This window comes from Thiococcus pfennigii (assembly GCF_016583835.1).
Taxonomy (GTDB): domain Bacteria; phylum Pseudomonadota; class Gammaproteobacteria; order Chromatiales; family Chromatiaceae; genus Thiococcus; species Thiococcus pfennigii.
In genome coordinates this window covers 1-579 of record NZ_NRRW01000158.1, presented here as the reverse complement: position 1 = coordinate 579, position 579 = coordinate 1, and the positions used below count along the sequence as shown (strand labels likewise).

Annotated in this window: 1 protein-coding gene; it reads left to right on the top strand. The window is 63.7% G+C overall.

The features are described 5' to 3' along the window. Positions 1-579: thiamine pyrophosphate-binding protein (locus CKO41_RS18350; RefSeq protein ID WP_521963700.1), on the top strand; the 579-nt coding region annotated here is incomplete at both ends.

The following is a 579-nucleotide window of genomic DNA, read 5'->3' as shown; positions in this document are numbered from 1 at the left end:
GGCGGTGCAGCAGGCGCGCATGATGAAGTACCTGCACCATCGGGGGATTCGCGACGCCTCGCAGCGGAAGGTCTGGTGCTTTATGGGCGATGGCGAGATGGACGAGCCGGAGTCGATGGGGTCGATCGGTCTGGCCGCCCGCGAACAACTCGATAACCTGATCTTCGTCGTCAACTGCAATTTGCAGCGTCTCGACGGTCCGGTGCGCGGCAACGGCAAGATCATCCAGGAGCTCGAAGGCGAGTTCCGCGGTGCCGGCTGGAATGTCATCAAGGTGGTCTGGGGCTCGCGCTGGGAGCCGCTGCTTGAGATGGACCACAGCGGACTGCTGCAGCAACGCATGGAGGAGTGCGTCGACGGCGAGTATCAGGCCTTTAAGGCGCGCGGCGGCGAGTACACGCGCAAGCACTTCTTCGGCCGTTACCCCGAACTGGAAGAGCTCGTCGCCGGGATGTCCGACTACGACATCTATCGGCTCAACCGCGGCGGCCACGATCCGCACAAGGTCTACGCCGCGTATCACGCCGCCTTCCACCACACCGGGCAGCCGACGGTGATCTTGGCGAAGACGGTCAAAGG